This is a genomic window from Acinetobacter sp. YH12049 (assembly GCF_013419875.1).
GTDB lineage: Bacteria > Pseudomonadota > Gammaproteobacteria > Pseudomonadales > Moraxellaceae > Acinetobacter > Acinetobacter amyesii.
Genome location: NZ_VOZH01000005.1, coordinates 32,031 through 56,058, shown reverse-complemented (window position 1 = coordinate 56,058; position 24,028 = coordinate 32,031). Strand labels below are relative to the sequence as shown.

Below are 24,028 nucleotides of genomic sequence, written 5' to 3'. Positions count from 1 at the left end.
ATAGGTTTCATAATGCGCCGCTTTTCACAAGATCCGACCACATTATGACAGCATCAAATACACGTGCAATGCCCATACTCATTGCATTACTCGCAACCATCGGCCCGATAGGTATTGATATGTACCTACCAAGCATTCCCGCTATGGCAACATCTTTAGGGAGTAGCGAAGGTGCGATCCAACTGAGTTTGATGACATTTTTTGTGGGTTTAATGCTCGGCCAGCTGATGTACGGCCCACTATCGGATAAATTTGGCCGTAAACCGCTCATTTACTTAGGTTTAGGGATTTATATTTTAGGCTCGATCGGCTGCGCATTTGCACAAAGCGTTGAACAATTACAATGGATTCGCTTTATTCAGGGTTTAGGTGGTTCAATTGGGATGGTGATTGCTTTTGCCATCATCAAAGATTAGTTTCAAGGCCCAGCAATGGGCAAAATGATGTCTATGGTTTTGGCGATATTAGGCCTATCACCGGTGGCAGCACCTTTAGTTGGCGATGGCTTACAGGCTTTAGGTTCATGGCGAAATATTTTTATTTTTTTAGCCGTATATGCCGCGATTGTATTGGCAGCCGTTGCAGTGCCGCTCCCCGAAACACGTCAAGTGGAATTGCGCCAACAATTCAAGCTCTCACAAACCATCAAATTATATGGGCAAATTATCAGGGATCGTAAGTTCATCATTTACTCACTCACACTGTGTATTGCACAAGCTGGCTTCTTTGCCTATATCGCTGGTTCAGCCAGTGTATTTATCAGTGAGTATCAGTTGAGTTCTACCCAATTTAGCCTGCTCTTTGCATTCAATGCATTTGGTTTAATTGCTGCGGCAATCTTTAATCCTAAAGTGCATGAAAAATTTGGCCCACTGAATGCCTATAAAATCATGAACAGCAGTTTCTTACTCATTATGGCTGTATTGCTCCTTGCACAATGCTTAGGCTATTCAAATCTAATATTCTTCTGTAGCGCACTATTCATTGCCGTTGCACTTTTAGGTTTCATTATGCCTACCGGCAGCCAGTTGGCTCTTATGTTTCAGCATAAAAATGCTGTTACAGCATCTGCATTATTAGGTGCCTTACAATTTGGCTTTGGTGCGATCATTACAACTTTAACCGGTAAATTTAGTAGTTTTGGCGGCTTAGGTTTAGTCACAATCATGTTTGCTTGTGCACTTATTTCTGCACTGCTTTGCCTCATGAGCTTTCCAAAACATTTACCGATGTCTCAGCATTAAAATTGCCAAATCAAAAATAATTATTATCCAACTTCAGATAAGCAAATAGAAAAGGCTGCATGTACGCAGCCTTTCCTTTAATTCAACTCAGCCCAAACTTAACTGACCTTTTGCATACATTGCGCTTTGGCCACTTCTTGTTGCTTCAACAGATTACGTTGGATTTTTCCACTCGATGTTTTAGGCAACCCATCAACAAATTCAATTTCTTTTGGATAAGCATGCTTGGATAAACGAGAACGTACATAAGCTTGTAGCTTATCCATGAGTTCAGAACTAGCTTCATATTGTGGTTTCAATACCACAAAAGCTTTGACCAATTCTGTACGCTCAGGATCAGGCTTACCAACAACTGCCGATTCTAAAACTTCTTCACACTCTAATAATGTGCTTTCCACATCGAAAGGTCCTACACGATAGCCTGACGTTGTAATGACATCGTCAGCACGCCCTACAAAATCAATACCGCCTTCTTCATTTAAACGAACAGTATCACCAGTTAAATAGTAGTTCCCGACAAAGGCTTTACGGTTATTGCCGCCATAGCCCGTGAACCACATGAGTGGAGATTGCGACCAGTCTAATGCCAATGTTCCAATCCCACCACGTTCAATTTCTTGGTGGTCTTTATCAAGCACCGCAAAGCGATGTCCCGGTATAGCAAAACCGGCTGAACCCACTTTTTTGTAGTGTTCTAAAGCATGATGATTTGCAATCACCATACCGAGTTCTGTTTGCCCATATTGGTCATAAATATTGACGTTTAAATCGTGATTAAACCATTGAATCACTTCGGGAGTTAGTGGCTCTCCTGCGCTACTCACAACCCGTAAATGTGATTTTATGGATTCATCAAATTTTTCTTTAAACCCAAAGAACATACGAAAAGCCGTTGGTGAACCGGTCAAATTGCTGACTTTATATTTTTTGATGACTTGAAGTGCATGATCAACACTAAAAGCCCGTTCATCCATAATAATGCTGTGCCCTAAACTTAAAGGCCCTGCAATTCCATAGTACAAACCATAAGCCCAGCCCGGATCTGCCAAATTCCAAAATGAATCTTCATCACGCAAATCAACCGCATGTGTCATATACCCTTTAAATGCCAACAACGCTTTGTGCGGCACAGGTACAGACTTGGCTAAACCGGTCGTTCCTGAGGTAAACATCATTAAAAATTCATCATCAAATGAACGCGGTACTGAGTTAAATGTGGTGTCATGCAGTTGCAGCTCTGACCAAAAGTCAGGATCTGTCTGAATTGCTTGATCGGCATGTACGGTTAAAATATGTGGTAAATCAATATGATTGAGTTTTGATCGTTGCTCAGTGTTGGTTACAATCAGCTTTGTTCCCGCAGTTTGCACTCGATGTTCAATCGCTTTGGACTCAAATGCAGTAAACAACGGTTGATAAATTGCCCCTATACGCCATGTTGCCAATACGGTGATCAACAACTCTGCTGTGCGAGGTAAAAGACCTGCAATGCAATCACCTGCTTTCAATCCAATGCGCTGATAATAATTTGCCAATTGTGCAGAAGCTAAATCTAATTGCTCAAAAGTCCATTGCTCAGATTCACCATTTTTACCTTCCCAGATCAGCGCAGTTCGATTTTGCCCAACATAGCGCCCACAACATTCATCATAAGCATTGATTGAACTTGGCGTACCGACCAATTGTTCTGTAACCATCTTTTCAAAATTAAAATCACGATATGCTTGTTCTAGTGTCTTCATGACGACAATTCCTATCCTGTTCTCTATGATTCAAAGTGCAAGACTTTGAGGTTTATTCATCTTGTTGTTGTACCGCTGCGTACTAGTGACGATTCCTTTGCCACATCCGCCTTTACTGCTATTCCATACACCGATTGCAATGTCGGTTTTTTAGTTTTGAAACTTATACTTTGTTAAACAATCTATTCTTAGACTGTGTATACCTAAATAACCATGTTTGGATGTCCCCTGCAATTTCCATAACCATCAACGCCATTGCAGGGTTTGAACATCGACCAAAGTCTATTTTTTAATCACCTATCCTTTGGTTACTTCACGTGCTATCACCAGACGTTGAATGTCCGATGCACCTTCATAGATTTGACTGACACGCACATCACGATAAATTCGTTCTACTGGAAAATCAGATACATAACCATAGCCCCCATGGATTTGAATGGCATCTGAACACACCCGTTCAGCCATCGTCGATGCAAAAAGTTTCGCCATTGAGGCTTCTTTTAAGCATGGAAAACCGGCATCTTTTAACGTCGCTGCATGGAAGATTAATTGACGTGCTGCCTCAATTTGGGTGGCCATATCTGCTAGGCGAAATGCCACGGCCTGATGCTGTACAATCTCCACCCCAAATGCCTTGCGTTCATTGGCATATTCAACAGCCGCATCTAATGCTGCTCGTGCCATACCCACAGACTGCGCAGCAATACCAATTCGACCTGACTCTAGGTTTGATAAGGCAATTTTATAGCCTTCACCCTCTTGGCCTAAAAGACTGTCTGCAGGAATACGACAGTGATCTAAAACAATAGTTGCTGTATCGGAACAATGCTGACCCATTTTGTCTTCTAATCGCGATACGATATAACCCGGCGCATCCGTTGGTACTAAAAAGCACGAAATCCCTTTTTTACCTGCAGACTTGTCCGTTACCGCAAAAACTAAGGCTACTTGGGCATGTTTTCCTGTGGTAATAAATTGCTTGGTGCCATTTAACACCCACTCGTCACCATCACGCTCCGCTTTACATTCCAATGCACTCGCATCTGAACCCACTTGTGGTTCTGTTAGGCAAAAACAACCTAACCATTCGCCAGTGGCTAATTTTTTTAAGTATTTTTCTTTTTGTGCTTCTGTACCATAACGCTGTGTAATGCCACATGGCAGTGAGTTTTGTACGCTAACAATTGTGGAAATCGCACCATCGCCAGCAGCAATTTCTTCTAAGGCAACAACCAAAGACACGTAGTCTAAACCAGCACCACCCCATTCATCCGAAACCGTCATGCCTAAAGCACCCAGCTCACCAAGTTCCTTTAGCTCTTGTGCAGGAAATGCTGCCGTTTTATCACGCTCTGCAGCCGTCGGTTTCAGTTTTTCTTGCGAATAGCTTCGCATCATGTCCTGAACCATTTTTTGTTCATCATTTAAAATCATGAGACTTCCTTTTCTAAATCTTTTATAGCGCGTATAGCTTTAAATTTTGGATAACTGCGGAATTAAAAATTCTTTGACTGTATTAAAGCAAAGTTGGATACACGACGACGTCATTTGCAACTGTCTGAGGCAGGACGCCATTAATCTCTAATGTTTGTGTAATCTGTAAATCAATAAATACTTGATGACGAGTTTTACAAATGACTATGGTTTTGGTTACTTTTGCCGAAACAAAAGTAACGAGATGAGCTACTGTCAACGAAGTTATTCTCGATCAGACTCCGTCGTAGAAGCCAGAATAAGCAGTTTTAATAAATAACTATTTAGGCTGCATACGAATCGCGCCATCAAGACGAATCACTTCGCCATTGAGATAGGCATTTTCAAAAATATGCGTCACTAATTTTGCAAACTCTTGTGGTTTTGCTAAACGTGGTGGGAAAGGCACCATTTGCCCCAAAGCATCTTGTACATTTTGTGCTAAGCCTTTGAGCATTGGCGTTTCCATAATACCCGGAGCAATGGTCATCACACGGATTGATTCACGTGCAAGCTCACGTGCAAGAGGTAATGTCATTGCAACCACTGCCCCTTTAGATGCTGCATAAGCCGACTGACCAATTTGACCATCGAAAGCCGCAACCGACGCCGTATTCACAATCACGCCACGCTCTTCTTCACCCGCTTTTAATTCATATTTAGCAATCAGTTGTGCCGCATAGCGCAGCATATTGAATGTGCCTGAAACATTAATATTTAATACTTTTTGGAACATCGCCAAATCATGTAATCCGTCACGACCTAAAACTTTTGCAGAGGGTGCGATACCTGCGCAGTTCACTAAGCCATTAAGTTGACCAAATTCCGCTTCAACTTGTGCAAAGAAAGCGCCGACCGCTTGTTCATCGGTAACATCCAATTGAACAAATTTCGCAGGATCACCCAGTTGACGTTGCATCGCTTCGCCATGCTCATGATTCATATCCACGATAATCACTTTTGCACCCAGGCCAATCAGATGTGTTGCTGTCGCAGCGCCTAGTCCTGATGCACCACCTGTCACAACAAAAACTTTTCCTTTAATGTCCATAGCATTTCCCTATTTACGATGTCTTGTTTTAAATTCGACTTAAGATGCAGAGTAAACAGAGAATTTATTCAGTACAATTTCCAAATGTTGCATCTTTTCTGATGTATTTGGACAATTCTGAACAAGGACCTATCCGCACATATGCCGAAGCATGGACTCGAATACAGTAAAGGGACGATTTCTATCGACTTGGTGCATGAAGCATTACACGATGCGCAACAAAAGCACTTTGATATTTCTGCTATTTTACAAAAGGCGGGTATTCCCTCTGAGTTACTGCTATCGCGTAAAACCAGAGTTTCTGTTTCTCAATATGCGGCTTTATGGACTCATCTTGCAGATGTGATGGATGATGAATTTTTTGGCATGGATCGGCATGCCATGCGACGTGGTAGTTTTAAACTACTTTCGAAAATGGTCATGCACAACAGCACCTTGGGGGATGCACTTAAGCAAATCCTACAATTTTTAAATCTGGTTTTAGATGACTTGCATAGTGATTTAACCATTGAAGATCACTTTGCTTATATCGTGATCTATGACCAACAAGCGCCTAAACGCATGTTCAGCTATGCAACATATTTGATGCTCATCCACACGCTACTGTGCTGGCTAAGTGGACAACGGATTTTATTAAACCAAATCCAATTCAAATGTGATGCGCCGCTTGATGATCACGACTATAAAGTTCGCTTTTGTGAAAATATTCATTACCAAGCCAGTCAAAACTATATTCAGCTAGATGCCAGTTACCTAACCCTGCCAATCAAACAAGATACACGTTCGTGGTATCAATTCCTACAACAAACACCTGAAAACCTCTTGGTACGCTTTAAAAACCCATATGCACTCAGCAGCCAAATTCGTAAACAACTGTTAGACGTTTCTCCTGCTGAATGGTTAGAGTTTTATGAGTTGGCAGTCAAAATGAATATGTCGGAAGCCACCATGCATCGCCGTCTTAAAAGTGAAGGTGTGAGTTATCAACAACTCAAAAATGATATCCGACGTGATACTGCCATCGATTTTTTAACCCATACCGATAAAAGTTTGCAAGATATCAGTGAAGAACTAAATTTTCATGATCCGAGTGCTTTTCATCGGGCATTTAAAAAATGGACAGGCGTCAGTCCCGGTGCGTATCGACAAAATAATGCGCCTGAATTCAAGGCCTAAAATTTGATATTCGCTATTTATAAATTGAATATTCATCTAATTAATAGAAAATCAATAACTTAAAAATATTCAATAAATAGACTGACCATTCATCCTTGAACGATTGCTACTTTAGTCTAATTAGGTTATTTTTCACTCAATTTAAAGCACTTTGCTTATTTATTTTCCAATTCTCCTGCATCTCCTTGAAAGGCTTTCCTATGCTTAAGATGATTGATGTTCTTGAACAACAACTTGTTCAAAACTTTTCAGATTCTCTTTTCACTCAGATTGACGCAATTGATGAACTGTTTCACGAACAGCTTAAAACTGTTGCAGATATCGATTTGCAAAATTTGATTTCACAATTTTTTAGCACTGAAAATGCAGTTGAAGTTGCTCATGCACTGGATATCCAAGCGGATGACATTGAAGCAATTCAAGCAGGTGCGAATCTAAAAGATGAAAATTTAGTCAATGCAACTGCAAAAATTATTGCTTACTGTCTTGCAGTAGAAACATCAGCTTTAGAACAAGTTGAAGTTTTCGATAGCTTACAAGACTACCCAATGTAAGTATTGATCGAATATCAAAAACAAAAAAATAAAGCGCATTCAATGCGCTTTATTTTTGACTATCTCTAATACCAAATCAATGTTGCCACTGACCTAAGCTGACACGGTCATTTCCACCATAATCTTTTACAGTCCGAACATTTCGATATCCAACTCGTAAGAACAAATGTCTGACTGCTTCACCTTGGTCATAGCCATGTTCAAGCACCACCCACCCATTCACGGTTAAATGTTTTTTGGCTTGAAGAATGATTTGCTCAATATCTGCAAGCCCATGATTGTCCGCAACCAAAGCACGTTCAGGCTCTGTCGCCAAATCTTTCATGTGTACATCATCAGCATCGATATACGGCGGATTTGACACAATTACATCAAAGAAAGCACGACCAAAGGGTTTCAACCAAGAACCTAAGACAAACTGCACATGTTCAAGATCATGCTTTTTGGCATTAAACTCAGCAACTTCCAAGGTAGGTTCGTAAATATCCGAAGCTACAATTGACCAATCTGGACGTTCACTGGCTAATGACAAGGCTACAGCACCAGTTCCTGTTCCTAAATCGACCACACGAGCATCTTCAGGAAGTTCTAAACGCAGTACAGTTTCAACAAGTACTTCCGTATCAGGACGTGGAACCAAAGTATCTTTAGTCACTTTTAAGTCTAGCGTCCAAAATGGCTGAGAACCTGTGACATAAGCCAAAGGCTCACCTGCTGCAATACGAGCAAGACTGTCGACATAGAGTTGTTCTTGTTCTGCCGTCAATTCTTGATCCTTTTTCATGATTAAATCAAAAGAATCAATCTTGGTGATGTGCTCTAACAACCACGCATTTTCCTGACGTTCATAACTTTCAGGTTCACCACGATAGGCCAAAGCCTGTGCAATATTCATTAGCCACCATTCTGCTGCGCTAATAACGCCAACTGATCGGCTTGATATTCACGATGCAAACTATCAAGCAATTCAGTCAAATCGCCTTCCATCACTGCATCTAACTTATACAGTGTTAGGTTAATACGATGATCAGTCATGCGACCTTGTGGATAGTTATAGGTACGAATACGCTCAGAACGGTCACCAGAACCCACCAAGTCACGACGCATTTCAGATGTCGCGGCATCTGCTGCTGCGCGTTTGGCATTTTCTAAACGAGAAACCAACAGCGCCATCGCTTTGGCTTTGTTTTTATGTTGTGAACGTTCGTCCTGACATTCTACAACTGTACCCGTTGGTATATGGGTAATACGCACCGCGGAGTCAGTTTTGTTAATGTGCTGACCACCTGCACCAGAGGCACGATAGGTATCAATACGTAATTCTGAAGGATTAATTTCAACACTTGTGTCTACATCAATTTCCGGCAAAATCGCAACAGTACATGCCGAAGTATGAACACGACCTTGTGACTCTGTTGCAGGAACACGCTGTACACGATGTGCACCACTTTCAAATTTCAAACGACCATATACGCCTTCACCATTGATGAGGCAAATCACTTCTTTATAACCGCCGTGTTCGCCGTCATTTTCAGACAACACTTCAATACGCCAACCTTGTGATTCAGCATATTTACTGTACATGCGATACAAGTCACCCGAGAAAATTGCAGCTTCGTCACCACCTGTTCCGGCACGGATTTCTAAATAAGCAGAGTTCGCATCATTCGGATCTTTTGGAATCATCAGAATGTTTAAGTCTGCTTCAAGCTGACCGATCAAAGCTTTATTTTCTTTGATTTCCTCAACGGCCATCTCTTTAAAATCTGGATCCGTCATCATTACTTCAGCAGTCTCAATATCTTCTTCAGCTTGACGGTATTTTTTCCAAACTTCAGTGATTTCAGATAAATCACTATGCTCACGTGACAACTGACGGAAACGTTTGTTGTCTGAAATGACTTCTACATCTGCGAGTAATGCATTTAATTCTTCGTGACGGTCAGAGAGCTGATCTAATCGTAAACGTAACGATTCTTTCATTTTTCAAAAAATCTCAATACACAGGCTCTACCGCTAAACTTTCACGGATATGCCAAAATTCAAAATAATGGCGCTAGTGTACCGATAATGGGTCTGAAATGACATATTTATTGTTTTTTGGCCTATCGATGAGCCTAAATATCAAAATGTGAAATTCATCACTCCTACCTTTCTCCACAAAGTCGTACAGATTTTCTGCATTCGACCGTTTTTTTCACAATATTAATAAAACTTATACAAACTAGACACTCAAATCACTAAATAAAGTGAAAGCTCTCCATATTTATAGCGAATAGTTTTGTTACATTTACTGCCATCGAAATGATTATGAAAAAGTCCTCGCGTTTATGAAGGACATGGAGTGAACTATGAAACTGAATACTCTTTTAATGACAGCCACTCTAGCAACTGCTTCTATGTTCACTGTGTCTGCAAATGCAGATAGTACAACACGCGTTGCTGCAGCTAGTGCATTAGGTAGTGTTGCAGGTACTGCAATTGGTAAAAACATGGGCGGTAATACCGGCGCTACAATTGGTGCTGCTCTTGGTGGTGCTGGTGGTGCTGCGGTAGCAAGTAATAAACGAAACCGTACAGAATCTGCAATCGGTGGTGCTTTAGGTGGCGGTACAGGTTATACCGTTGGTAAAAGCATGGGCGGTACAAACGGTGGTTACATCGGTTCTGCACTTGGTGCTGCTGGTGGTGCTGCTTTAGGTAACAAAATTTCTAAAGATAAAGCCTACGACAAACACCAAGAACGTAAATACAAAAAACGTTACCGTCGTCGTCACTAATTCAAAATTAGTGAGTCCAAACTTATTGGACAGTGAAAAGAGCACCTTCGGGTGCTTTTTTTATATATCGCCTTTTTTCAAATGATAAGTACAACTTTATTTATTGCACCTCAAATATGTAGAGTTGATCCACTCTATCCATGTAATCAATCATGTAGAAATAAAGTGCAAAATTTACATTGCAGCAACGGAACACGTATTTTATTTCACATCACGCTCCAAATATTCGCTATGTGTTTTCATATATTGATATCAACAGATAAACATCATGCTTCGTAAGGAGTTTAAAAATGAAAATTAATAAAATTCTATTCAGTGCAGCAATTGCCGCTTCAGCGCTTACCATGACTGCAACACATGCAGGTAATAGCACCAATACTGCATTAACATCTGCTTTAGGTGGTGTTGTTGGTGCAGCAATCGGTAACCAAGTTGGCGGCCAAACTGGCGCAATGATTGGTTCAGCAATTGGTGGCGGTGCAGGTGCAGCAGCATCGGCAAACAAACGTGACCGTAATGGTGCCATCATCGGTGGTGCACTTGGTGGCGCAGGTGGTTATACCGTAGGTAAAAACATGGGCGGCACAAACGGTGGTTATATCGGTGCTGCACTTGGTTCAGCTGGTGGTTCTGCACTAGGTAAAAAAGTGTCTGAAGACCGTCGCTATAATGACCGTTATGATGATCGCTATGACCGTCGTTATAACAACCGTGGCTATCGTACCAATAATTACAGCTACAACGACCGAGGCTACCGTGGAGACAATGGTCGTCACTTAGGTTGGTACAAAAACGGTAAACGTTAATCGATATATTTCAATGGAAAAAAATCAGCACCTTCGGGTGCTTTTTTTGTATATAAAAAAAGTTTAGATATATCTAAAGTTGTCTTTTTACACCGCCCCACAACCATATCGAATTTATTCGATATACATTCAGCTTTTTATATCGTATTATTTCGATATAAAGATCTCTGAGAGAAAACATGCGTACTCTAGCCGATACAAAATTTTCAATACTTGAACTCGCACCTGTTCGAGATGATAAAACCATCGAATTTTCGCTCAAACATGCACTCCAGTTAGCACAGAAAGCAGAACAACTTGGCTATGACCGTCTATGGTTAGCCGAACACCACAATATGGACGGCATCGCAAGTTCTGCAACTGCGGTTTTACTCGGTTATCTCTTAGCAAATACACAATCCATCAAGCTCGGTTCAGGCGGGATTATGTTGCCCAACCATGCGCCTTTAGTTGTCGCTGAACAATTTGGCACACTTGAAACGTTATATCCTGGACGTATTGAACTCGGCTTAGGTCGCGCACCAGGTACTGACCAAACCACCATGCGCGCATTACGCCGTGGCCGTCAGGAAACCGAAGATCAATTTCCACAAGATGTTCTTGAGATTTTACAATACTTCAAAGCACCTGAACCTCACCAGCGCATCATTGCCACACCGGGACAAAATACACATGTTCCTGTATGGCTTCTAGGTTCAAGTCTATTCAGTGCACAACTCGCTGCACGTTTAGGTCTACCCTATTCTTTTGCTTCTCATTTCGCACCACGCATGCTTGGACAAGCGATTCAGCTCTATCGTGAGACTTTCCAAGCATCCGAATATTTAGATCAACCTTATGTTTCTATGGGCGTACCAACGGTTGTTGCTGAAACAGATGAAGAAGCAGAATATCTAGCAACGAGTGCTTATCAACGGGTTTTAGGTTTAATGCGTGGTCAAAGTTTAAAACTCAAAGCTCCAGTCGACAGTATGCAAGGCTTATGGTCTGCTGCAGAAAAGATGTCTGTCGACAATTTCTACGCTATGGGACAAGTCGGTTCAAATGCAACCGTTCGAGCAGGTTTAGAAAACCTACTCACCAAATATGACGTTGATGAATTTATTTTCACCTGCGACATTTACGATACCGATAAGCGCATTGCAAACTTCGAACGTTTAATGCAAATCAAAAATGATCTCGCTTAAGACTCTAAACTTAATGATCTAATCCAAGCGTTTAATCCGTCTAAAGGTAGAATTGTGACTACATTTTTTGTGGCTCTTTAGACGGATAGCAGTCAACAGATAATATGGTTTCGGCTAACAACGACCAAACCTGTACTTAAAAACCATCATTGCCTCAACGAAATAATTGCTTTACTCATTTTTATTGCTGTATAAATATTAAACATAAGCAAAACAAAGAGAAAAATAAGCAGATGAGCCAATATATTAATAAACCCACACCCGCATTTATCGCAGCAAGTTGGTGTGCACTGATCTTAGGCGCTGTAGTGTTTTGCATAGGTTTATTCAATGCAAATATGATGTTGAATGAAAAAGGCTTTTATCTCATTTTATTGCTTTATGGATTATTTTCATCGGTTTCACTACAAAAAATCATTCGTGACCGTTTAGAAGGAATGCATGTCACTGCAATCTACTTTGGACTGTGCTGGGTATCCGTCATTATTTGCCTCGTACTTCTTGCCATTGGTCTATGGAATGCTGAACTGGCATTAAGTGAAAAAGGTTTTTACATGATGGCTTTCCTAATGAGTCTGTTTGGTGCAGTTGCTGTACAAAAAAATATTCGTGATATGGACTATTTACGTACCCATACCGACCAACCCGAACTTAAACATTCAACCACGAGTCAGCTTGACTATAACTCATCAGATGATGAACCACTTTAAAACTCACAAAATTATAGATCTCAAAAGCTGTTCATGCAGGTCGCTCATTATTTCGACCTGCTTGAGCGAAAGATGAACTTCAACGCATAAAAAAATCAGTTCACTCCTAGAAATGTATAAATGACAAGGGCCAAGCAAATCAATTCTAGACAAATTGTATGACTCATCAGACTGAAAAAACGCTTTACCCCGACTGGCCCATCACAGAATATATTCCTATCTAAGACTCAACTAAAAAAACAAAAGACAAGGAATAAATATGGCCAACAAGCAGGATGCAACCCACCATATTTTTAATAATCATCTAGAGGATTTTGAACACTTTCGTGGAACGATCATCAGTTCAGAACAGATCAAAGATTATGATTTTAAGAATCAAAAAATCGCAATTATTGGGATAGATCAGCATGTGGTCTCTGAACTACATCATCTATGTCAGGTTGCAGATAACATCATGGTCTATCAAATCAAACCGCAATTTGTTTTACCGCGTACTGAACGTCTATTGAATAAATTAATTCAACATCCACTGATTGCAAAAAATCGACGTTTATTTAGCAATCGTATTAAGAGTATTTTGGCGATTCGCTTTTTAGAAGATCAAGTGCCGAACCATTGGTTAAGACATTTACTCAGTCCAAATACCGCAATTCAGAACAAAACCTTCCTAAAATCGGATCATTATTATGCAGCATTACAGCAGCCCAACTGCATCTTAAACACTTGGCCTATTGCAAAAATTCAGAGTAATTCAATCACGGCTTTAGATGAGCATACGTTTGAGTGTGATGTCATTGTGCGCAGCGAATCTAACCAGCCTAAAGAAAAGTAATTACATTGCAATTATTTTCACATGACAATTACTAGAATTTATCCGATTGATCAAAACTCACAACACCAAAAGCCATCTCTGGCGGCTTTTGGTAGCTCCCCTACTATATTGGATACTTTCATTCGATAAGGCTAAGGATTCTTAAAAATCCATAAATGAAAATAGCTTTAATTGTGCTACATGCTTTTCAGCTCTCAGACTTAAATCATGCCTCCGACCTACACCATCAGCTACAGCGAGTTTATAGACGTGCAATTTTGAATAGTTATGATCAATTCTTCATAAAAAATTTATTTCAAACCAATAATTTTTCAGTCGCTTAATCTGGTCTTACACCACTCTTTTAATCCCTAACTATAAGTTGGAAAATTTATACCGATGCTCATATTCAGCCGACATTTACTTATGTTCTAATCTATATTCAATAGGGAAATAACTGCTAAAAATCCAATTTTAATATCACTTCATATCAGCTTTTAAAGCCTGAATGTTATTAATTTGACTATTTTTCAACCACATCAATTAAATAAATGATGCCATTTCTTGAGATTTAACACCTAAAAGCAACTGTTTGATTATTTTTTATTCTATTTTTTGCCTATTTTTTTTGCATTTAAACAAGCTATTTTTGAAAACTTGATCAAATATTAAACTGTATGTGCTAAATCAGGTATATACACCACTCTTATCAAGTAGATTATTCAGGCTTAATTCATAGCTAAAAATACAGCACAGCACGGATTATTTTAAAAGATTCAAGCTGTCAATTAGGCCATATTTTATAAATTTTCAGCTAAAAAAATTCATCAAATTGGTACACATTTGAATACAGAATTTGCTTAAATTTTAAGTCTAAATGTTGAGAAAAATTTTCATCAATATTTTAAATATTTATCATTCATTAAAAGTATGACAAGTCAAAAATTAATACTATTTTTATATAATTTATACAGTAATTTATTATCATTAAAAGAGCCACCGAAGTGGCTCAATTTACACTTAACCAATGCGACGTTTCAGTCCTGTCATTTGTAAAACACGTGTTGAAATTTCTTCAATCGACATTTCCGACACGTTTAAGTATTTAATTCCTTCTGAAATATAAATACCTTCAATCGCACGTAATTCCATCTGGCACTGACTAAAACTTGCATAACGGCTATTGGCCTTACGTTCTGAACGAATTGCTACAAGGCGCTCTGCATCAATCATCAAGCCAAATAACTTATGTTTATGCTCACGTAAAACTGCAGGTAAACGGTTGTCATCCAAGTCTTCTTCTGTCAACGGATAGTTCGCTACACGAATACCAAATTGCAAAGAGAGATAGATGGAAGTTGGTGTTTTACCCGAACGTGATACCCCGATTAAAATTAAGTCGGCTTTATCATAATGACGAGTACGTGCCCCATCATCGTTATCTAAAGCAAAATGCACCGCATCAATACGTGCTTTATAAGACTCAGAATCTGTTACTGCATGGGTTTGACCGACTAAAGTCGTAGGCGCAGTACCTAACTCGTCAGACAGTTTACTAATAAGCCCTTCAAAAACATCAAGATTTATCGCATTTGCAGTATTAATAATGTCACGTACATACGGGTCTACAAGGGTATCAAACACCAAAGGCTTTTGACCGTCTTGCTGCGCTCTAAGATTGATCTCTGCAACCACATTTGTAGCAGCTTCTTCAGAGGTAATATATGGAATAATATGAATGTCAAAATCTACATGAGGGAACTGGGCTAACAGTGAATGACCAAGCGTTTCTGCGGTAATCGCTGTCCCATCCGAAACAAAGAAAACACTACGCTGAATCTGTTTACCTTCTGACATTAAAATTCTCCTCCAAAATTTGTCTTAGTGCTATATAATCTTTATAGTAAACCATCTTACATGACTGTCACTTAGTAAATTTAGAATGCTAAGTAATTTGTTATAATTTCATGCCAAGATAGTGATTAATACTGCAAAAGTGGAGTAACAACTTTGGAAGCGCGCGTAATTGGTCTAGAAAAATTAGGGAAACACGACGTAGAACTCGTGGGTGGTAAAAACTCATCATTAGGTGAAATGATCAGCCATCTCGCAAATGCTGGTGTATCTGTTCCTGGTGGTTTTGCTACTACAGCTCAAGCATATCGTGAATTCCTCGAGCAAAGTGGCCTAAACGCTAAAATTAACGCTGAACTTGCTGCACTCAATGTTGACGATGTAAATGCACTTGCTGAAACTGGTGCAAAAATCCGTCAATGGATTGTAGACACTCCGCTTACAGCTGAACTTGAAACAGAAATTCGTGAGGCTTTCACAGCTCTTTCAAACGGCAACCCTGATATCGCGGTTGCCGTTCGCTCATCTGCAACAGCAGAAGACTTACCAGATGCTTCATTTGCTGGCCAACAAGAAACTTTCTTGAACATCCGTGGTATCGACAACGTCCTTATTGCGATTAAAGAAGTATTTGCTTCACTTTATAACGACCGCGCAATTTCTTACCGTGTACACCAAAACTTCGCACATGACGTCGTTGCGTTATCTGCAGGTGTTCAACGCATGGTTCGCTCTGAAACAGGTGCAGCTGGTGTAATGTTTACACTAGATACAGAATCTGGTTTCCGCGACGCAGTTTTCATCACAGCTTCTTATGGCTTGGGTGAAATGGTTGTACAAGGTGCTGTAAACCCTGACGAATTCTATGTATCTAAACCACTTTTAAATGCAGGCAAACACGCTGTATTACGTCGTAACCTTGGTTCTAAACACCAAAAAATGATTTATGGTGAAGAAGGTGCTGCAGGTAAGTCAGTGGTTGTTGTAGACGTTGAAAAAGCAGATCGTCAACAATTCGCTTTAAATGACCACGAACTTCAAGAACTTGCTAAACAAGCATTGATCATTGAAAACCACTATGGTTCAGCAATGGACATCGAATGGGCGAAAGATGGCGATGATGGTCAAATCTATATCGTTCAAGCACGTCCTGAAACTGTGAAGAGCCGCCAAAACGTTGGCACCATGGAACGTTACCTACTTAAGCAAAAAGGTAATGTAGTTTGTGAAGGCCGTTCAATCGGTCAACGTATTGGTTCTGGTCGCGTTCGTATTGTGACTTCAATCAAAGAAATGGACAAAGTGCAAGACGGCGACGTACTTGTATCTGACATGACTGACCCAGACTGGGAACCAGTAATGAAACGTGCTGCTGCGATTGTCACTAACCGTGGTGGTCGTACTTGTCACGCTGCGATTATTGCACGTGAACTTGGTGTTCCTGCAATCGTAGGTTGTGGTAATGCAACTGAAGTATTAACTGATGGTCAAGAAGTGACTGTGTCTTGCGCTGAAGGTGACACAGGCTTTATTTACGAAGGTTCTTTGGACTTTGAAATCCAACGCAACTCTATCGAATCTATGCCTAAACTTCCGTTCAAAATCATGATGAACGTAGGTAACCCTGACCGCGCATTTGACTTTGCTCAAATTCCTAACGAAGGTGTTGGTCTTGCTCGTCTTGAGTTCATCATCAACCGTATGATCGGTGTACACCCTAAAGCATTGCTTAACATTGACAGCCTACCACGTGAAACTCGTGCTGCTGTAATGTCACGTACTGCGGGTTATGCATCCCCTATCGAATTCTATGTTGAAAAACTAGTTGAAGGTATTTCTACACTTGCTGCAGCGTTTGCTGACAAACCAGTGATTGTTCGTATGTCTGACTTTAAGTCAAACGAATATGCAAACTTAATCGGTGGTAAGTTATACGAACCTGAAGAAGAAAACCCAATGCTTGGCTTCCGTGGTGCAAGCCGTTATGTGTCTGACAATTTCCGTGACTGCTTCGAACTTGAATGCCGCGCACTGAAAAAAGCACGTGACGAAATGGGCTTAACGAACATTCAAATCATGATTCCTTTCGTACGTACTGTTGCTGAAGCGAAACGTGTTATTGAATTGTTAGCGCTTAACGGTCTTAAACGTGGTGAAAACGGTCTTAAAGTGATTATGATGTGTGAACTTCCAACTAACGCATTATTGGCTGAACAGTTCCTTGAACACTTCGACGGTTTCTCTATCGGTTCTAACGACTTAACTCAGTTAACACTCGGTCTAGACCGTGACTCTGGTATCGTTTCTCACCTATTTGATGAACGTGATCCAGCTGTTAAAGCACTTCTTTCTATGGCAATCCATGCTTGTCGTAAAGCTGGCAAATACGTAGGTATTTGTGGTCAAGGTCCTTCAGATCACCCTGACCTAGCTAAATGGTTAATGGAACAAGGCATTGAGTCTGTTTCGCTTAACCCAGACTCAGTATTAGACACTTGGTTCTTCCTTTCTGAAGAAAAAGCTCAACAAGCTTAATAAACTGTGTTAAAAAAAGACCCACATGTGGGTCTTTTTTTTTATTTATACTTTTACAGACGTTTTTTGAGATTTTAGTTTTATGCAGATTTACTTGGCACGAAATAACCAACAAGCTGGTCCCTACACCTTAGAACAACTTAACCAAATGCTCGCGAGCCAACAAGTGTTACTCACGGACTTGGTTTGGCACCAAGGTATGACCGAATGGAAAGCTTTGGGTGAACTCACTCAAGGTCAGTTGGTTTATATGCCTGCAGGATATACTGCACCAACAGCATTCGAATCAAATCAAACTACAACTACACCATCAAATACCTACGCACAGTCTCAAGCGGTACAAGAGCAAACTAGCCTAGCAAGTATTCCTAAACGTGTCCTGGCTAAGATCGTTGATTTACTGCTTTGGATACCGGCAACTTTTATCTTAACGGCATTTTTTAATCCAAGTGAAAAGACACAATTTGCCAATCTAAATGAACAGTTTATGCAAGCTGTGATGACCCCAAATGCTGACCCTAATGTTTTACAGGCATTACAAACACAAATGGTTGAAATGTTTCCCAACCAAGCTTGGATTGCAATGTTTGCCTACCTATTTATCATGCTTTTCATTCAAGCGTATTTGATTGCTAAATCAGGTCAAAGCATTGGTAAAAAAATCACCAAGATTAAAATTGTAGATGCTGAAACCAGTCAACCTGTCAACCTCATGCGTGGCTTCACTTTACGCAGTGTTTTATTTATTTTCCTGAACTTTTTATCAATGCCATTAAGCGTAATCATCGATTCCGTTTTCATTTTCGGCAAGAAGCGTCAAACCTTGCATGACAAATTGGCAAAAACCAAGGTAATAAACCAATAATTTTCACTTTTATTCAGGGATGATTTTTTCATCCCTTTTTTGTGCATTATATTGAAATTAAAATAAAATTTAGATAAAAAAAATACAATCCCGACTAGCAAAATAGGGTTTTAATACAGTCATTTAAAGCATCTTTATGTATAGCTTAGTTTGCCGATATCAGGCATAATGCCCTACAACGTAGCGGTGTCGCATCATTGTGACTGTTTTTTCATGTCTGAAAAAATCACAATCATGCGACACTTTATTCGCTATCCCAAATTTTAAATTTAGGGAATGGGACTCTTCACCGAGGTTGTAAAATGAGACAAACAATTTTAGCTGTATTGTCTTTATCTGCGATCGCTGCACTCTTAACTGGGTGTGGTGGTGATATGGTACTTCTAAACTCAAAAGGTCCAGTTGCTGAAGGTCAATCAAACCTCATGCTTACTGCGATCTACCTAATGTTGTTGGTAGTTATTCCATCAGCACTTATGGCTCTTTGGTTTGGTTGGAAATATCGCGCGTCAAATAAAGATGCAGACTATGCACCTACTTGGGCACACTCGACTGCAATTGAAGTTGTAGTTTGGGGTATTCCCGTAATTATTATCGCTATTTTAGCTTGGTTAACTTGGTGGGGTTCCCACAAGTATGACCCTTACCGTCCACTCGAGTCAGATAAAGCTCCTTTAACTGTTCAAGTTATTGCTGAACAATTTAAATGGATCTTCATCTACCCTGAACAAGGCATCGCGACTGTAAACGAGATCCGCTTCCCTGAGAAAACTCCTGTAAGCCTTCGTTTAACATCTAACTTCACAATGAACTCATTTTTCATTCCGGCGTTAGGTGGTCAGATTTATGCTATGGCAGGTATGCAAACTCACTTGAACTTATTAGCTGATGAAACTAGTCCTGCTGAAGGCTTCCGTGGTTTCTCTTCTAACTATTCAGGTTATGGCTTCTCACAAATGCGCTTCCGTGCACATGCTGTGACTGATGCTCAGTTTGCTGAATGGGTTTCTGCTGTTAAAGCTGGTAATGGTTCTTCAGTTAATCCTGAAGCAGTTCAAAAAACTGTTTTAGACCAAGCTGAATTTGCAACCTTACGTGACGGCAACCGTTCTAAACACCAGATCGAAGCTTTAGTTGCTAGAGCAACTACTCCTGAAGAAAAGGCTAAAGCTGAAGCAATGAAGCCTTACCCTACTAAGCCACATCCAGTGACTTATTACTCTTCAGTAGAACCTAAATTGTTCGAATCAGTGATCAATAAATACATGAGTAACTACCACGGTGCTGATCATACAGCTACTGTTGGACACGAAGCTGCTGCTTCTGAAGCTCATGCAGGCGTTGAACATGCGACTGTTGCAGGGGAATAAGACATGAGCTTATTAGGTAAGTTAGGACCAGATGCAATTCCACACGATCCAATCGTGTTGGTTACTGTTGCAATGATGATCCTTGGCGGTATCGCAGTTGTTGCTGGTATCACCTACTTTAAAAAATGGGGCTACTTGTGGAACGAATGGTTCACATCTGTAGACCATAAAAAAATTGGTATCATGTATATCCTCGTGTCAATTGTCATGCTTGTGCGTGGTTTTGCCGATGCGATTATGATGCGTCTTCAACTGTTCCTTGCAAAAGGTGGCGGTGAAGGTTACTTACACCCAGAACACTATGACCAGATCTTTACTGCCCACGGCGTAATCATGATCTTCTTCGTAGCAATGGGTCTAGTTGTTGGTTTAATGAACGTTGCTGTACCACTTCAAATTGGTGCGCGTGACGTAGCATTCCCATTATTAAACTCTCTAAGCTTCTGGTTATTTGCCGGCGCTGCGGGCTTAATGATGGCTTCTCTTGCAATTGGTGAATTCGCTGCAACAGGTTGGATGGCTTACCCTCCACTTTCTGGCATCGAATACTCTCCAGGTGTAGGTGTAGACTACTATATCTGGGCACTTCAGGTTTCTGGTCTAGGTACGCTTCTTACTGGTGTTAACTTCTTCGTTACCATCATCAAAATGCGTGCGCCTGGCATGAAACTTATGGACATGCCTATTTTCACTTGGACTGCATTAGTTACTGTAGTGCTTATCGTTGCAACTTTCCCAGTTTTGACTGCGACTATTGCAATGCTTTCACTTGACCGTTACTTCGGCTTCCACTTCTTTACAAATGACATGGGTGGTAGCCCAATGTTGTATGTAAACTTGATTTGGACTTGGGGCCACCCAGAAGTTTACATCTTGGTATTACCTGCTTTTGGTATTTACTCAGAAGTTACTGCTGTGTTCTCACGCAAAGCGTTGTTCGGCTACAAATCTATGGTGTACGCAACTGTAGCAATTGGTGTTCTTTCACTGGTTGTTTGGGTTCACCACTTCTTTACAATGGGTGCTGGTGCCAACGTTAACGCGTTCTTCGGTATCATGACCATGATCATTGCGATCCCTACTGGTGTGAAAATCTTCTCTTGGTTATTCACCATGTACAAGGGCCGCATCACCTATACAACTCCAATGCTTTGGACACTTGGCTTCCTTGTGACTTTCGGTATTGGTGGTTTAACAGGCGTATTAATGGCAGTTCCACCAGCGGACTTCTTAGTACACAACTCTTTATTCCTTATCGCTCACTTCCATAACGTAATTATTGGTGGTGTAGTGTTCGCGATGTTCGCGGGTATCATTTTCTACTGGCCAAAAATGTTTGGTTGGAAACTGAATGAAACTTGGGGTAAAGCAGCGTTCTGGTTCTGGTTCTTCGGTTTCTACTTTGCATTCATGCCACTTTATATCCTTGGTTTCATGGGTATGACTCGTCGTTTGAATACATATGACAACCCTGAATGGGATCCGTACTTAGCGATCGCTTTATTTGGTTCTGTATTGGTTGCTATCGGTATCTTCTGTTTTGTTATGCAAATCGTTGTTGGTTTCCTTCAACGCAAAGACAACATGGACGTTACTGGCGATATCTGGGATGGTCGTACTCTTGAGTGGGCTACTTCATCTCCTTCACCATTCTATAACTTTGCTTATCTTCCAAAGATCAATGGTATTGATACTTTCTGGACTGACAAAGAAAATGGTGTTGCTTACGCTAAGCCAACTACATACGAAGACATCCATATGCCTACAAACCGTGCGGCAGGTTTCGTAATTGCAATGTTTATTACAGTTATGGGCTTTGCATTAATCTGGCATATCTGGTGGTTAGTCGTTGTAACTTTCATTGCTTCAATTATCAGCTTCATCGTTTCTTCTTTCACAAAGAAAGTGGACTACTATGTTCCAGCTGCAGAAGTTGAACGTATTGAAAATGAACGCTACGCGCTTCTTGAAAAACATTTGAAGAAGGACTAAGACAATGGCTGAAGTACTTCATCACGACAACCACGGACATGACGAACATCATCATCACGATGATACTGACATCACTGTCTTTGGTTTCTGGACTTACTTGATGAGTGACTTGGTTCTTTTCGGGACACTCTTCATCGCGTTCGCTGTATTAAGTAGCCACGTTCCAGTGGGTACGCCAAGTGCACAAGAGCTGTTTGGTGAATCTTTAGGTTTCGTTTTAACTGAAACTTTCGCCCTTCTTATCTCTTCTGTAACTTTTGGTTTTGCTGTTCTTGCAGCATACAAGAAAAATGTTGGTCAAGTTTTAACTTGGTTAGCAGTTACTTGGGTATTTGGTGCAGCCTTCATTGGCATGGAACTTTATGAGTTCAACCATTTAGTTCATGCTGGTCATGGCCCAAGCACAAGTGCGTTCTTATCTGCGTTCTTTACTCTAGTTGGTACGCATGGTATTCACGTAACTTCTGGTTTGGTATGGATGCTTGTGTTGATGTTCCAAATCAAGAAATATGGTTTGACACTTCCAAACACTCGTCGTCTTGCTTGCCTAAGCTTGTTCTGGCACTTCCTTGACATCGTTTGGATCTGCGTATTCAGCGTTGTTTACTTGATGGGAGTTATCTAATGAGTCACGATCATAACTCTGCTGGTGCAGCTCACGGTAACGTTAAACAATATACAATCGGTTTTATCCTTTCTGTTCTACTTACCGTAATTCCATTCGGTATGGTAATGGCAGGTGGTTTTAGCCGCGGTCTATTGGTTGCCGTAATCGCGATTACTGCGGTTGCTCAGGTTCTTATTCAGTTAGTTTACTTCCTGCATATGAACTCTTCTTCAGAGCAACGCTGGAACGTGATTGCATTTGTTTATACAATCCTCACAATTGCTATCCTTTTAGTAGGTTCTGTGTGGATTATGAACTACCTTCACTTCAACATGATGATCTAAACTGGTCGTCATGCTGAAAAAGTATTTATTCCTGACTAAACCAGGAATTCTCTTTGGTAACTTTGTTACCGCTTTGGGTGGCTACTTTGTAGCTGCCCAAGGTTCTGTAGATTTCCTTCTGTTGCTTCTTACCCTCTTAGGCACCCTCTTTGTGGTCGCTTCTGGATGTGTTGTCAATAACGTTATTGACCAAGACATCGACTCAAAAATGCAACGCACACAAAATCGTGCGATGGTTAAAAAATCAATCTCGATTCCTGTTGCTTTAGTTTTTGCTTTAGTTTTAGGTGTAATTGGTTTTAGCATTTTATGGTTTTGGGTAAATGCTTACGCTTTTCTTTTTGCTGTTATTGGTTTTGTCGTATACGTTGGTTTTTACAGCTTATGGACAAAACGAACAACAATCCATCAAACCATTATCGGCAGTCTTTCTGGCGCAGCGCCACCTGTAATCGGGTATACGGCAGTTGCAAACCAGTTTGATTTAGGTGCATTACTGATTTTTATTGGTTATGCATTTTGGCAAATGCCTCATTCTTGGGGAATTGCAGTTTACCGATTTGATGACTACAAAAATGCAGGAATTCCAATTTTACCTGTAGCACGTTCAATTCATCGAACCAAGGTTGAATCTTTGGTTTACGTGATTTTGTTCTGCATTACCATGAACGGTTTATACTTTTATGGTTATGCCAATTGGATTTATATGATTGTCCTGAATGCCTTAAGTCTGTATTGGATTTATTTAACCATTCAAGGATTCAAAGCTGAAGATGATCAAGTTTGGGCAAAACAATATTTCATGTTTTCAGTCAAATTGATCACAGTGATTAGTTTAATTTTTAGTTTTACTTCCACTGCCCCTCTAAAGCCAATTGTATTTTTTTAAAAAAGATAGAGTTTTACTCTATCTTTTTTATTTCTAGG

Annotated in this window: 20 protein-coding genes and 1 pseudogene; 15 read left to right on the top strand and 6 right to left on the bottom strand. The window is 40.4% G+C overall.

The window, feature by feature from the left end; genetic code table 11:
* Positions 1-44 precede the first annotated feature (44 nt).
* Positions 45-1,244: pseudogene (locus FTU05_RS03170) on the top strand (multidrug effflux MFS transporter).
* Positions 1,245-1,342: 98 nt separating this feature from the next.
* On the opposite strand, the gene FTU05_RS03165 reads toward FTU05_RS03170, so the two are convergent.
* The 3 genes from FTU05_RS03165 to FTU05_RS03155 all read right to left on the bottom strand — a co-directional run bounded on the left by FTU05_RS03165 (position 1,343) and on the right by FTU05_RS03155 (position 5,510).
* Entirely contained in the window at positions 1,343-2,986 is a 1,644-nt protein-coding gene (locus FTU05_RS03165) for an AMP-binding protein (RefSeq protein ID WP_180105545.1), read from the bottom strand.
* Positions 2,987-3,283: 297 nt separating this feature from the next.
* Positions 3,284-4,420, bottom strand: a complete 1,137-nt coding sequence (locus FTU05_RS03160; RefSeq protein WP_180105546.1) for an acyl-CoA dehydrogenase family protein — start codon at positions 4,418-4,420, stop codon at positions 3,284-3,286.
* A 319-nt stretch (positions 4,421-4,739) separates the two neighbouring features.
* The gene (locus FTU05_RS03155) at positions 4,740-5,510 is read right to left on the bottom strand and encodes a 3-hydroxyacyl-CoA dehydrogenase (protein WP_180105547.1); all 771 of its coding nucleotides are present in this window, start codon (positions 5,508-5,510) and stop codon (positions 4,740-4,742) included.
* 141 nt (positions 5,511-5,651) lie between these two features.
* Here FTU05_RS03155 and FTU05_RS03150 point away from each other — a divergent pair, with 141 nt between their 5' ends.
* Positions 5,652-6,686: an AraC family transcriptional regulator gene (locus FTU05_RS03150; RefSeq protein ID WP_180102499.1), complete on the top strand. Its 1,035-nt coding sequence runs from the start codon at positions 5,652-5,654 to the stop codon at positions 6,684-6,686.
* 200 nt (positions 6,687-6,886) lie between these two features.
* Entirely contained in the window at positions 6,887-7,240 is a 354-nt protein-coding gene (locus tag FTU05_RS03145; protein ID WP_180026411.1) for a hypothetical protein, read from the top strand.
* 76 nt (positions 7,241-7,316) lie between these two features.
* Here the strand turns inward: FTU05_RS03145 and prmC are convergent, their stop codons facing one another.
* Together prmC and prfA are read right to left on the bottom strand one after the other, a co-directional pair.
* Positions 7,317-8,135 (bottom strand): peptide chain release factor N(5)-glutamine methyltransferase, encoded by an 819-nt coding sequence (gene prmC / locus FTU05_RS03140; protein ID WP_180026412.1) that lies wholly within the window; start codon positions 8,133-8,135, stop codon positions 7,317-7,319.
* Positions 8,135-9,223, bottom strand: a complete 1,089-nt coding sequence (prfA, locus tag FTU05_RS03135) for a peptide chain release factor 1 (RefSeq protein ID WP_078188570.1) — start codon at positions 9,221-9,223, stop codon at positions 8,135-8,137. Before prfA ends, prmC begins: the two co-directional genes overlap by 1 nt.
* Positions 9,224-9,591: 368 nt before the next feature.
* Between prfA and FTU05_RS03130 the strand changes: the two genes are divergently transcribed.
* The 5 genes from FTU05_RS03130 to FTU05_RS03110 all read left to right on the top strand — a co-directional run bounded on the left by FTU05_RS03130 (position 9,592) and on the right by FTU05_RS03110 (position 13,555).
* The gene (locus FTU05_RS03130) at positions 9,592-10,020 is read left to right on the top strand and encodes a glycine zipper domain-containing protein (RefSeq protein ID WP_078193959.1); all 429 of its coding nucleotides are present in this window, start codon (positions 9,592-9,594) and stop codon (positions 10,018-10,020) included.
* 290 nt (positions 10,021-10,310) lie between these two features.
* Positions 10,311-10,826, top strand: coding sequence for a hypothetical protein (locus tag FTU05_RS03125; RefSeq protein ID WP_180022018.1), 516 nt, complete (start codon positions 10,311-10,313; stop codon positions 10,824-10,826).
* Positions 10,827-11,005: 179 nt separating this feature from the next.
* Positions 11,006-12,013: an LLM class flavin-dependent oxidoreductase gene (locus FTU05_RS03120; protein WP_180105548.1), complete on the top strand. Its 1,008-nt coding sequence runs from the start codon at positions 11,006-11,008 to the stop codon at positions 12,011-12,013.
* Positions 12,014-12,246: 233 nt separating this feature from the next.
* The gene (gene yiaA / locus FTU05_RS03115; RefSeq protein WP_180023506.1) at positions 12,247-12,723 is read left to right on the top strand and encodes an inner membrane protein YiaA; all 477 of its coding nucleotides are present in this window, start codon (positions 12,247-12,249) and stop codon (positions 12,721-12,723) included.
* Positions 12,724-12,982: 259 nt separating this feature from the next.
* Positions 12,983-13,555, top strand: a complete 573-nt coding sequence (locus tag FTU05_RS03110) for a flavoprotein (protein WP_180004943.1) — start codon at positions 12,983-12,985, stop codon at positions 13,553-13,555.
* 999 nt (positions 13,556-14,554) lie between these two features.
* On the opposite strand, the gene FTU05_RS03105 is transcribed toward FTU05_RS03110, so the two are convergent.
* Entirely contained in the window at positions 14,555-15,391 is an 837-nt protein-coding gene (locus FTU05_RS03105; RefSeq protein ID WP_078193964.1) for a pyruvate, water dikinase regulatory protein, read from the bottom strand.
* Between the two features lie 153 nt (positions 15,392-15,544).
* Between FTU05_RS03105 and ppsA the strand changes: the two genes are divergently transcribed.
* The 7 genes from ppsA (at position 15,545) to cyoE (ending at position 23,990) form a co-directional block, all read left to right on the top strand.
* Positions 15,545-17,923: a phosphoenolpyruvate synthase gene (gene ppsA / locus FTU05_RS03100; protein ID WP_180105549.1), complete on the top strand. Its 2,379-nt coding sequence runs from the start codon at positions 15,545-15,547 to the stop codon at positions 17,921-17,923.
* A gap of 82 nt (positions 17,924-18,005) precedes the next feature.
* Positions 18,006-18,788: an RDD family protein gene (locus tag FTU05_RS03095; protein ID WP_180105550.1), complete on the top strand. Its 783-nt coding sequence runs from the start codon at positions 18,006-18,008 to the stop codon at positions 18,786-18,788.
* Between the two features lie 302 nt (positions 18,789-19,090).
* Positions 19,091-20,158 carry a ubiquinol oxidase subunit II gene (cyoA, locus tag FTU05_RS03090; RefSeq protein ID WP_180051123.1) on the top strand — a complete coding sequence of 356 codons (1,068 nt, stop codon included), beginning with the start codon at positions 19,091-19,093 and terminating at the stop codon, positions 20,156-20,158.
* A 3-nt stretch (positions 20,159-20,161) separates the two neighbouring features.
* Positions 20,162-22,150 carry a cytochrome o ubiquinol oxidase subunit I gene (gene cyoB, locus FTU05_RS03085; protein ID WP_067767311.1) on the top strand — a complete coding sequence of 663 codons (1,989 nt, stop codon included), beginning with the start codon at positions 20,162-20,164 and terminating at the stop codon, positions 22,148-22,150.
* A 4-nt stretch (positions 22,151-22,154) separates the two neighbouring features.
* Entirely contained in the window at positions 22,155-22,775 is a 621-nt protein-coding gene (gene cyoC / locus FTU05_RS03080; RefSeq protein ID WP_078188581.1) for a cytochrome o ubiquinol oxidase subunit III, read from the top strand.
* Entirely contained in the window at positions 22,775-23,101 is a 327-nt protein-coding gene (locus FTU05_RS03075) for a cytochrome o ubiquinol oxidase subunit IV (RefSeq protein ID WP_078188582.1), read from the top strand. The genes cyoC and FTU05_RS03075 overlap by 1 nt, the downstream gene beginning before the upstream one ends.
* A 10-nt stretch (positions 23,102-23,111) precedes the next feature.
* Positions 23,112-23,990, top strand: a complete 879-nt coding sequence (gene cyoE, locus FTU05_RS03070) for a heme o synthase (protein WP_078188583.1) — start codon at positions 23,112-23,114, stop codon at positions 23,988-23,990.
* Positions 23,991-24,028 lie beyond the last annotated feature (38 nt).

Coding starts and splice junctions, on each gene's coding strand:
- FTU05_RS03150 (WP_180102499.1), top strand. CDS start 5,652: ATGCCGAAGCATGGACTCGAATACAGTAAAGGGACGATTTCTATCGAC.
- cyoE (WP_078188583.1), top strand. CDS start 23,112: ATGCTGAAAAAGTATTTATTCCTGACTAAACCAGGAATTCTCTTTGGT.
- FTU05_RS03145 (WP_180026411.1), top strand. CDS start 6,887: ATGCTTAAGATGATTGATGTTCTTGAACAACAACTTGTTCAAAACTTT.
- FTU05_RS03160 (WP_180105546.1), bottom strand. CDS start 4,420: ATGATTTTAAATGATGAACAAAAAATGGTTCAGGACATGATGCGAAGC.
- yiaA (WP_180023506.1), top strand. CDS start 12,247: ATGAGCCAATATATTAATAAACCCACACCCGCATTTATCGCAGCAAGT.
- FTU05_RS03130 (WP_078193959.1), top strand. CDS start 9,592: ATGAAACTGAATACTCTTTTAATGACAGCCACTCTAGCAACTGCTTCT.
- FTU05_RS03075 (WP_078188582.1), top strand. CDS start 22,775: ATGAGTCACGATCATAACTCTGCTGGTGCAGCTCACGGTAACGTTAAA.
- FTU05_RS03120 (WP_180105548.1), top strand. CDS start 11,006: ATGCGTACTCTAGCCGATACAAAATTTTCAATACTTGAACTCGCACCT.
- FTU05_RS03110 (WP_180004943.1), top strand. CDS start 12,983: ATGGCCAACAAGCAGGATGCAACCCACCATATTTTTAATAATCATCTA.
- FTU05_RS03165 (WP_180105545.1), bottom strand. CDS start 2,986: ATGAAGACACTAGAACAAGCATATCGTGATTTTAATTTTGAAAAGATG.
- cyoA (WP_180051123.1), top strand. CDS start 19,091: ATGAGACAAACAATTTTAGCTGTATTGTCTTTATCTGCGATCGCTGCA.
- FTU05_RS03105 (WP_078193964.1), bottom strand. CDS start 15,391: ATGTCAGAAGGTAAACAGATTCAGCGTAGTGTTTTCTTTGTTTCGGAT.
- cyoC (WP_078188581.1), top strand. CDS start 22,155: ATGGCTGAAGTACTTCATCACGACAACCACGGACATGACGAACATCAT.
- FTU05_RS03155 (WP_180105547.1), bottom strand. CDS start 5,510: ATGGACATTAAAGGAAAAGTTTTTGTTGTGACAGGTGGTGCATCAGGA.
- cyoB (WP_067767311.1), top strand. CDS start 20,162: ATGAGCTTATTAGGTAAGTTAGGACCAGATGCAATTCCACACGATCCA.
- FTU05_RS03125 (WP_180022018.1), top strand. CDS start 10,311: ATGAAAATTAATAAAATTCTATTCAGTGCAGCAATTGCCGCTTCAGCG.
- FTU05_RS03095 (WP_180105550.1), top strand. CDS start 18,006: ATGCAGATTTACTTGGCACGAAATAACCAACAAGCTGGTCCCTACACC.
- prfA (WP_078188570.1), bottom strand. CDS start 9,223: ATGAAAGAATCGTTACGTTTACGATTAGATCAGCTCTCTGACCGTCAC.
- prmC (WP_180026412.1), bottom strand. CDS start 8,135: ATGAATATTGCACAGGCTTTGGCCTATCGTGGTGAACCTGAAAGTTAT.